The 7,858-nt window shown below is 55.8% G+C and carries 6 protein-coding genes and 2 pseudogenes; 3 read left to right on the forward strand and 5 right to left on the reverse strand.

What is annotated here, in order from left to right; genetic code table 11:
* Positions 1-535 precede the first annotated feature (535 nt).
* Genes Q1B15_RS22610 through Q1B15_RS22625 form a run of 4 tightly spaced genes read right to left on the reverse strand, consistent with a single transcriptional unit; the run spans position 536 to position 5,679 of the window.
* A complete protein-coding gene (locus tag Q1B15_RS22610; RefSeq protein WP_299758380.1) occupies positions 536-814 on the reverse strand; it encodes a hypothetical protein in 279 nt (92 codons plus the stop codon).
* Between the two features lie 21 nt (positions 815-835).
* Positions 836-2,815 (reverse strand): thiamine pyrophosphate-binding protein, encoded by a 1,980-nt coding sequence (locus Q1B15_RS22615; protein ID WP_299758381.1) that lies wholly within the window; start codon positions 2,813-2,815, stop codon positions 836-838.
* 12 nt (positions 2,816-2,827) lie between these two features.
* Positions 2,828-4,438: a glutamate synthase-related protein gene (locus tag Q1B15_RS22620; RefSeq protein ID WP_299758382.1), complete on the reverse strand. Its 1,611-nt coding sequence runs from the start codon at positions 4,436-4,438 to the stop codon at positions 2,828-2,830.
* Positions 4,435-5,679, reverse strand: a complete 1,245-nt coding sequence (locus tag Q1B15_RS22625) for a cation:proton antiporter (RefSeq protein ID WP_299758383.1) — start codon at positions 5,677-5,679, stop codon at positions 4,435-4,437. Before Q1B15_RS22625 ends, Q1B15_RS22620 begins: the two co-directional genes overlap by 4 nt.
* Before the next feature lie 721 nt (positions 5,680-6,400).
* On the opposite strand from Q1B15_RS22625, the gene Q1B15_RS22630 reads away from it, so the two are divergent.
* Entirely contained in the window at positions 6,401-6,604 is a 204-nt protein-coding gene (locus Q1B15_RS22630) for a hypothetical protein (protein WP_299758384.1), read from the forward strand.
* 135 nt (positions 6,605-6,739) lie between these two features.
* Positions 6,740-6,985: pseudogene (locus tag Q1B15_RS23595) on the forward strand (transglutaminase-like cysteine peptidase); the annotation flags it as partial.
* A gap of 140 nt (positions 6,986-7,125) precedes the next feature.
* Here Q1B15_RS23595 and Q1B15_RS22635 read toward each other — a convergent pair.
* Positions 7,126-7,341, reverse strand: a pseudogene (locus tag Q1B15_RS22635) (IS6 family transposase); the annotation flags it as partial.
* Between the two features lie 229 nt (positions 7,342-7,570).
* Between Q1B15_RS22635 and Q1B15_RS22640 the strand changes: the two are divergent.
* Positions 7,571-7,858, forward strand: a 288-nt coding sequence (locus Q1B15_RS22640; RefSeq protein ID WP_366141769.1) for an ATP-dependent metallopeptidase FtsH/Yme1/Tma family protein, incomplete at its 3' end; no start/stop codon positions are given.

Below are 7,858 nucleotides of genomic sequence, written 5' to 3' on the forward strand. Positions count from 1 at the left end.
GAATATCTGCTCTCGCTCGGCTCTGTTGTATTAATCCGGTGATGGCCGAGGTTCCCCTTTTCCCGGACAGACTTGCCCCACAGCTTCCGTGACGTGTATGCGCACTTCGCGGATCGCATCCACACGTGCCATCCCTTGGCCGACAAGCACATCACCCTGCCGAAGTTCCTGAATTATTCCCTCGGGCCTATGCCGTTCGTTCCCCATTCCTTGTCCTGCGTTTCCTAAAGATATCGATGGAGCAATTCAAATGGGGAGGCTCACTATCATGAATGAAGCGGGTTTTGGCCTTCCCTGCTCACATGGCTTGCTTCCCTGTAAAACAGGGAAATGGAGCTGAGATTAGTTTGCTCAAGGCTGCGTTCACCAGCAACAGATCGCGCGCGACATTGGCCGATTGCAAACCGGCATTTTCCATCATCTGAAAGATGATTGATACCGATGTCCTCTATCATCCGTCGGTCGACTTCGATCATCTGGTTTGTTATCACGACTGGCAGTTTAGCAACGATTGGATAGGGCTGTCTTGTCCCTGTCATTGCCGCGCCGTCACGCCATTCAACGCGAGACATGCCTTAGGCGGTCCAAACCGCAAAATGCGATCACCCTTCGTGAGGTGCAATGGCCCCGAAACGGGTGGGTTATCATTCCATTGCAACACCAACAGGCCGGGGTCATCAGCATCGACGATGCATTGCGCCCCAGTCACATGCTCCTTGATCCGTGTGCCGTCCGGTATTTGTGTGATGACAAGGTGCTGGTAGTCTTCAAACCACCCAAGCCTTTTTTGCGACACTGCGAGAATGATGAGCAACGTCCGGGCGGCTGTTATGGTTCAGACCAATTCCGCATCCGTCATGATCTCGACCAGCGCGGGACCTTTCACCGCCAGTGCTTTTTCAATAGCGGCTGCGATGTCATCGGTCTTGGTCACTTTCTGGCCATGCCCTCCACACAGCTTTGCAAACGCTGCGAAGGAGGGATTGTGCAGATCGGTCTCCCAAACTGGCCATTCACCGGATCGCTGTTCCTTGGAGATTTTGCCAAGCTGCCCGTTGTGCAAAAGGATGTGGGTCACGTCCATGCCGTATTTGACCGCCGTTGTGAAATCCATCGGATATTGGCCAAAGCCCCCATCGCCAGAGATCGATACGACCTTGCGTCCTTTCAAGTCTGCCACATCCTGCGTTGCGGCCCATGCCCCCATTGCCGCGGGAAAGCTGAAGCCGATAGACCCCAGATAGCCAGACATCAGCACGCGCTGTGTCCCTTTGGTTTCAAGGTAGCGGCCAAAGGAATAGGTGTTGTTGCCCACGTCGACGGCAAAGATCGTGTCGTCTGGCACCAGCTTTCCAAGCGCGTCGAAAATAGCGAAGGAATGAATGCCTTGCCCATGTTCTTCGGCGAGGCGACGGTGCTTTTCGTTGCGCCACATGGTCCAACGGTCCGCCAATTCGCTGGTTTGACCCACCGCATCGGGGTGGGGTTTAATCCGTTCCGCAGCCGCCGCACAAAACGCGCCAATATCGCCCCAGACGGGGACTTTCACAGGATGGAACTTGCCAAGCTGCATGCGATCGTAATCCACTTGAATGATGTTTTGTTTCTGCGCGATGCCGGTGTGATTTGAAAAACTGGCTCCAAAGGCGATAAGCACATCGGCTTCATTCATGAACCAGCTTGCAATCGGGGTCCCGGACCTGCCCAAGACACCGGCGCCAAGGGGGTGACTGTCGGGCACCAACCCTTTGGCCTTGAACGTTGTGACAACAGGTGCCCCGATCTTTTCGGCAAGAGCGATAATCTGGTCGCGGGCACCGTACGCGCCATGACCGACGACGATCATCGGACGTTTGGCCGAGTTCAAAAGCGAAACTGCCGCGTCAATGTCGCCGTCAGCTGGCGTGACCCGTGTGCCGCCCATCCGCCCCAAGGGCGCGCCTGCGGGTTTGTCGGATGGCAGCGTTTGAACATCGTCAGGGAAAATCAGATGCGCCACGTCTTGCTGAACGATGGCGTTCTTGCAGGCCAGCGACATCAGTTCGGCATGGTTTGACGTGCTCAGCACGGTTTGTGAGAAGTGCGCGACGGCTTGGAATGCCGATTTCAGATCAATATCCTGAAACGCGCCCGGTCCGAACACCTGTGTCTGCACTTGTCCAGTCAGCGCCAACACTGGGGCGCGATCCACTTTGGCGTCCCACATGCCGGTCATAAGGTTCGTGGCCCCCGGCCCTGCGATAGTCAGGCAGGCTGCCGGCTTTCCTGTCAGCTTGCCATAGGCAGAGGCGGCAAAGGCCGCTGCCCCCTCATGTCGGATTCCGTAGTATTTTAATTTCTTATCGATGACCGAAAGCCGGATTGCATCCGCGAGCCCAAGGTTGGAATGCCCGACCATGCCAAAGACGGATTGCACGCCCCAGTTCGTCATTGTCTCGACCATCACGTCGGTGACGGTTTGGGTGTGCGATGGCTCTGCCTCAAGGCCCACGAAAATTTCACCATCGCGGATGTCGAGCGGATACATTTCCTGTCCGCTGTCTTCATGCCCGCCCGGTGGTTTTCCCGTGAGCGGATCAAAGTCCCACCCATGCCAAGGGCACCTGATCCAGCATTTGTCGTCGAGTCCCTTTTCGATGGCGCCTTCGCCCAGTGGTCCGCGTTGGTGCGGGCAATGGTTGTTCATCGCGGCCCACTGCCCGTCAAAATGCACCAGGCAGATCGAGGTCGTGCGCGCAGTGACCGTTTTTATCCGACCTTCGGGAAGATCATCTACATGCCCCACCGAAATCCAATCGAGGGTTTGCGTATCCATGTCCTGTTCCATCTATGCCACGCCGCCAAAAGCCACGCCGGAAATCGCGGCCATGTCTTTTTTCCAAGTCGTCAGATCGTCGGGATTGAATTTTGACAGATGGTCATGCCCGCAGGCACGGGCCATGACCTGCATCAGCTCAACGCTCGCCTCGAAGAAATTCGCCAGTTGACGGGCGGATTTTTCGGCCACCAGACGGTTGACCAGATGCGGTTTCTGCGTTGCGATCCCGACGGGGCAATTGTTGGTGTGGCAGGCCCGCATCGCGAGGCAGCCGATCGCCTGCATTGCCGAATTGGACAGCGCAATGGCGTCGGCTCCCATAGCCATGGCCTTGATGAAATCCGCAGGTTTGCGCAGGCCGCCGGTGATCACGAGCGTCACGTCTGCGCGCCCAAGTTTGTCTAGATGCCGCCGTGCACGGGCCAATGCAGGGATCGTCGGGACGGAAATATTGTCGCGGAAGATAATTGGGGCTGCCCCCGTGCCGCCGCCGCGCCCGTCCAAAATCACATAATCCACACCGACTGCCAAAGCTGCATCGATGTCTTTCTCGATATGCTGTGCGGACAGTTTGTAGCCGATAGGAATGCCACCCGTGCGGTCCCGCACTTCGTCGGCGAAGGCTTTGATTTGGCTCACCTCGGTCCATTCCGGGAACCGGGACGGAGAGATCGCGTCTGTTCCTGGCTCCAACCCCCGCACCTCGGCAATTTTGCCTTGCACCTTGTTGCCGGGCAAATGGCCGCCGGTGCCGGTTTTGGCCCCCTGCCCGCCCTTAAAATGGAACGCCTGCACGCGGTCCAGCTTGTCCCAGCTGAACCCGAACCGGGCGGATGCCAGTTCGTAAAAGTATCGGCTATTTTCAGACTGTTCTTCGGGCAACATACCACCTTCGCCTGAACAAACTCCGGTGCCAGCCATCTCGGCACCACGTGCAAGTGCCACCTTGGCGGAGTCTGACAGGGCGCCAAAACTCATGTCCGATACGAACAGCGGGATTTTCAGCTTCAGCGGCTTTTGAGCGTTAGGTCCGATCACCACTTCGGTCCCGACAGGCTCATCGTCCAGAAGCGGTGGCTTGAATAATTGCGCGGTGAGCAACTGAATATCGTCCCAATCGGGTAATTCATTGCGCGGCACTCCCATCGATTCCACAGCCCCATGATGGCCTGTTTTGGATAGGCCGGACCTGGCGTAGCTTTGGATCAATCCGTTGTAAGGCTCGGCATCTGACCCGTGGCTGGGGTCGGCATAGAGCCCAAGATAGGCGTTGCGATTGTAGGGCTGTGGGTTGGCAAGGCCCCATGCGTTGATTTCGTCTGCATCGACGCAAACATCGCCGCCCTCAAGCCACGATTTAAACTTTGGTAACTTCTCATCATTGGCATAGGCCGACACGCCGCTGTCGAGGCGGTAATCCCAGTTATGGACGCCGCAAATCAGATCATTCCCTCGCACATGCCCATCCGACATCAACGCGCCCCGGTGCAAGCAGCGCCCGTAAAAAACCGAGACCTCCTCGTCAAACCGCACCACCACCAAATCCACCTCACCCACAATGGCATATTCTGGTTTCCGATCAGCCAAATCACCAAGCTTGAAGATCGCAGTCTTTGTCATGGGATGTCCTTTTTTGAGGTCTCTTGACGTGTTTCGGGGCATGGCCCCATTTGGCTTATTTTTGCCGCATACCAACGGGCGCCGGGTGCGGCAGTGATCCCGTGCAGGATCGCGCTGATCCAAACAGTATTGATCGCAAGATGCAAAATATCTTGGCCCAATGCATGGGGCAAATTTTCCAAGATCAACAGCGCAAACAAGGCCGTCGCCAACCCGCGCGGCCCGAACCAGCCAAAGAAGAATTTGGTGATCGGCTGTGCATCCGTTCCGATTAAGGAAAGCCAGATGGCCACAGGGCGAACGACGAAAAGGCTCGCCAATATCAAACCAAGCATCGGAAGGGTCAAATGCGCGATGGCGTCCGGCACGACGGCCACGCCCAGAAGAAAAAACGCTGCCCATATCAGCAATTGCCCTTCGCTTTCGGTGAATTCATAGACGAACATACAGGCCCCTTTGACCACCGCCCCGAACGCCAGACCCGCGACAAAGGCCGCGATGAAACCGTTACCGCCAATCAGCACCGCCCCCAGATAGGCCGAACCCGCGAGTGCCAGCGCGCCCACACCTTCATATGTTTCAGACGTCGTTCCCACAGCTTTCGCACGCAAAAAGGCCCAGCCGCCGATTGCGCCGACGATGACGCCTGCGATGGGGCCAAGAAGGACCTGTTTCGCGCCAAAGATCAGCCACTCGACGCTGTCTTGTGCCTCCGACGCCGTCACCAACGCCGCAAGCAACAAGATGACAGGCAGCGCAAGCCCATCGTTCAAGCCGCTTTCTACAGTCAAGGCGCGGCGCGGCCGGATTGGGATCGCTTCGTTCGTGACGACCGCTTGGCCAAGGGCTGCATCAGTCGGTGTCAGGATCGCGGCAGCAAGTGCGACTGTCACAATCGACCACTCCGGAAACAGCAATGCGCCTAAGAAAGTTCCCAGTAATATCGAGGCCGGCAGTCCGATCAGCAGCATCCGTTGCGGCCAGATACGGCGCTGTCGTAACGCGGCCAGGTCCGTTTGGGCCGCGTCCAAAAACAGCAAAATCACCAGCGCGACCTCGGCCACAGGATGCAAAAGCGCCTCACCCGTCTCCGGTGGGACAAGACCGCCAACAGACAGCGCTGCGCCTAGGCAGATGAACAGGATCGGCGCGGTCAGGATCGTCGATGACAGGCGCTTTGCGACAAGGGCGTACCCGACCGTCAAAATGCAAAGTGCCAAAAATCCTGCCAACAGTTTCATCCCCTTTGGTCACATGTATGAATTGAATCATACCCTGCTTCGGAGCGTTCCAAACGCCAACGATCAAATTAAGTTCCAAAGGGATATCACGTCCGTGGAAGAAGGATCGATCAAACAAGGGTTCAATTTTTACAGACAGCGTCCCGGGCACGCCGAACCGGATCGTAAACATTGGCGACGTTTGAACTGTGGCGCGTACCAAGGTAAGGAATGGACGCTTGTGAGGTGGTGTGAATTAGCATCAAAGCAGTGCCTGTCTTTCGCGCTTCGCAACAAGGTGGGTGCGATAAATATCCGGTTTTCCAAGCTTGTTCCTGCTGTTGGGCTCGACAGTGTTTAAGGTCAGATCAGAGCCAGAAGCAGACCTTGCGAACATTGCCTTGAACGGTAGTTTTGTCAGCTCAACCGACCTCGTGGTACTTGGCGCGGCGAAGGTCTGCTGAGAGCGCATGACGCAATACTGAAAGACGTCGGCCTCACACGCCTCAATGCTAGTGAAAATGCTTATTTGGTCTCGCATCGCGGCAACTAGGCGACGTTTCACAATATCACCTATCCAGGCAGAAAACGCAGTACCTCTGAAGGGGCCACTTCGGAGGGCTGTTTCGCTCATTGGAGCCAAATGCGGACTTCGGTCCTGAGGGCTCAAACCAACGGCGCAGGGGCCATTTAGGATAGAAGCTGGTAGGGAACTCACGTGCGGGTGCGTTATGATCATTCTATGAGCCGCAATGATTTGTCGATCATTAGATTCTTTGCCCCGGTCTTGCTACTTGTCACTCCGGTCGGCGTATTCGCAGAGCCTGCGTGCATCCCAATTGATTTGCCGGTGGCGAGTATCGGGGAAACTCCGGAAAACTACAGCATATTCTGTTTGCAGTATGCGGGCGTTTGCGACCTTGAGGGGGCTCGCATGGTGGTATGATCGGAAGCCGAGCGAGCGAGAGTCGAGCTTATCAACTCACAAGTGAATCAAGAGAGTGAGTTCGTTTCCGACTGGGATTTCAAAGGTATCGACGACGTATGGGATTATCCCCTTAACTGCTAAGGTGATTGCGAAGACTTCGCCTTAGAGAAACGCCGCCGACTCGTCGAAGACGAATTTCCTAGCGCATTACTAACAATGGCAATCGCTTTCCACGAAATGCAATTCTTTCCACACGCAGTCCTGTTGGTGGAGACTTCCAAGGGTACCTGGGTGTTGGATAACCTCTATGAGACTGTTCTTTGCTGGGATGCGGTGACCTACATATTTACGCACAGGGAACAACCGGATGGTCAGTGGGCACGTTTCTTGCTGCCGTAGACGTTGACCAGGAAGAAATTTGCTCGAGAAGAGGCGTGTGGTCGGCCTTACATCCGTAAAGTGCATTTGGCTTTCCGACGTCGGCTCTGTCCCGCTGATCGGTCGTTTGGTGTGACCGCAACGAAAGTCCGCGAAACGGTGCGGTTCACCCGGTTTCGCCGGATCTCGGCAGCAAGCATCGGGCCCAATCTATTCCACGAGTACCGCACCGTTTTGCGGCTGATGTCGATGCCGCGGTCGTGAAGAATATCTTCGGCATTCCGGAGCGAAAGTGGAAAACTCACATATAGAATCACTGCTAGGCGAATAGATTCGGAGCCGGTGTGGAAGCCCTTGAAAGGGTCTGTTTTCGTCATGAGCAGAAGATTCTAAACCACCCTGCCCTGCTTAAGCCGATTTGCTCTGACAACAGCCAACGTGAACTTCTCCTGTGCCGCGAAGTCGGAACAGAGGCAGCATTGCGAATTATGCGCGTACCACAAACTGGACGTTTGCTGATCTGCATCAAGGCGCAATCCTTAAATTTCGTAAACTGTCAACTTTGATGATGAGACGCGGCGGTTAGGTGTCGTTGGCGCGGATTTTGTGGGCGGCAGTAAAATGGATAGGCAAGCAACACCTCCTGATGAGCCAAAACTCGGCCCTCGCATGCAGCAGGTCTGGCCGCTGATGGTTGCCGCGCTGTTTGTCGGCTATTTGTTGTTCCCCGCTCCCGACATTTCTGCGGCAAGTAAAACTGTTTCCTATAGCGAAATCAGAGATTTGATAAAGCAGGGAGAGATTGATGAAGCCACTTTGCAGGCCGCCGCGATCATTGGCCATCTAACAGGACCAACCGACGAAGGGGCGGAAACGGTCCGTGCCATCCTCCCG

It is taken from the genome of uncultured Boseongicola sp. (assembly GCF_937988555.1).
Lineage (GTDB): Bacteria > Pseudomonadota > Alphaproteobacteria > Rhodobacterales > Rhodobacteraceae > Boseongicola.

What these genes read in the sequence shown, in the direction of transcription:
- Q1B15_RS22630 (WP_299758384.1), top strand. Translation starts at nt 6,401, where the DNA reads ATGAGCCGCAATGATTTGTCGATCATTAGATTCTTTGCCCCGGTCTTG.
- Q1B15_RS22615 (WP_299758381.1), bottom strand. Translation starts at nt 2,815, where the DNA reads ATGGATACGCAAACCCTCGATTGGATTTCGGTGGGGCATGTAGATGAT.
- Q1B15_RS22625 (WP_299758383.1), bottom strand. Translation starts at nt 5,679, where the DNA reads ATGAAACTGTTGGCAGGATTTTTGGCACTTTGCATTTTGACGGTCGGG.
- Q1B15_RS22620 (WP_299758382.1), bottom strand. Translation starts at nt 4,438, where the DNA reads ATGACAAAGACTGCGATCTTCAAGCTTGGTGATTTGGCTGATCGGAAA.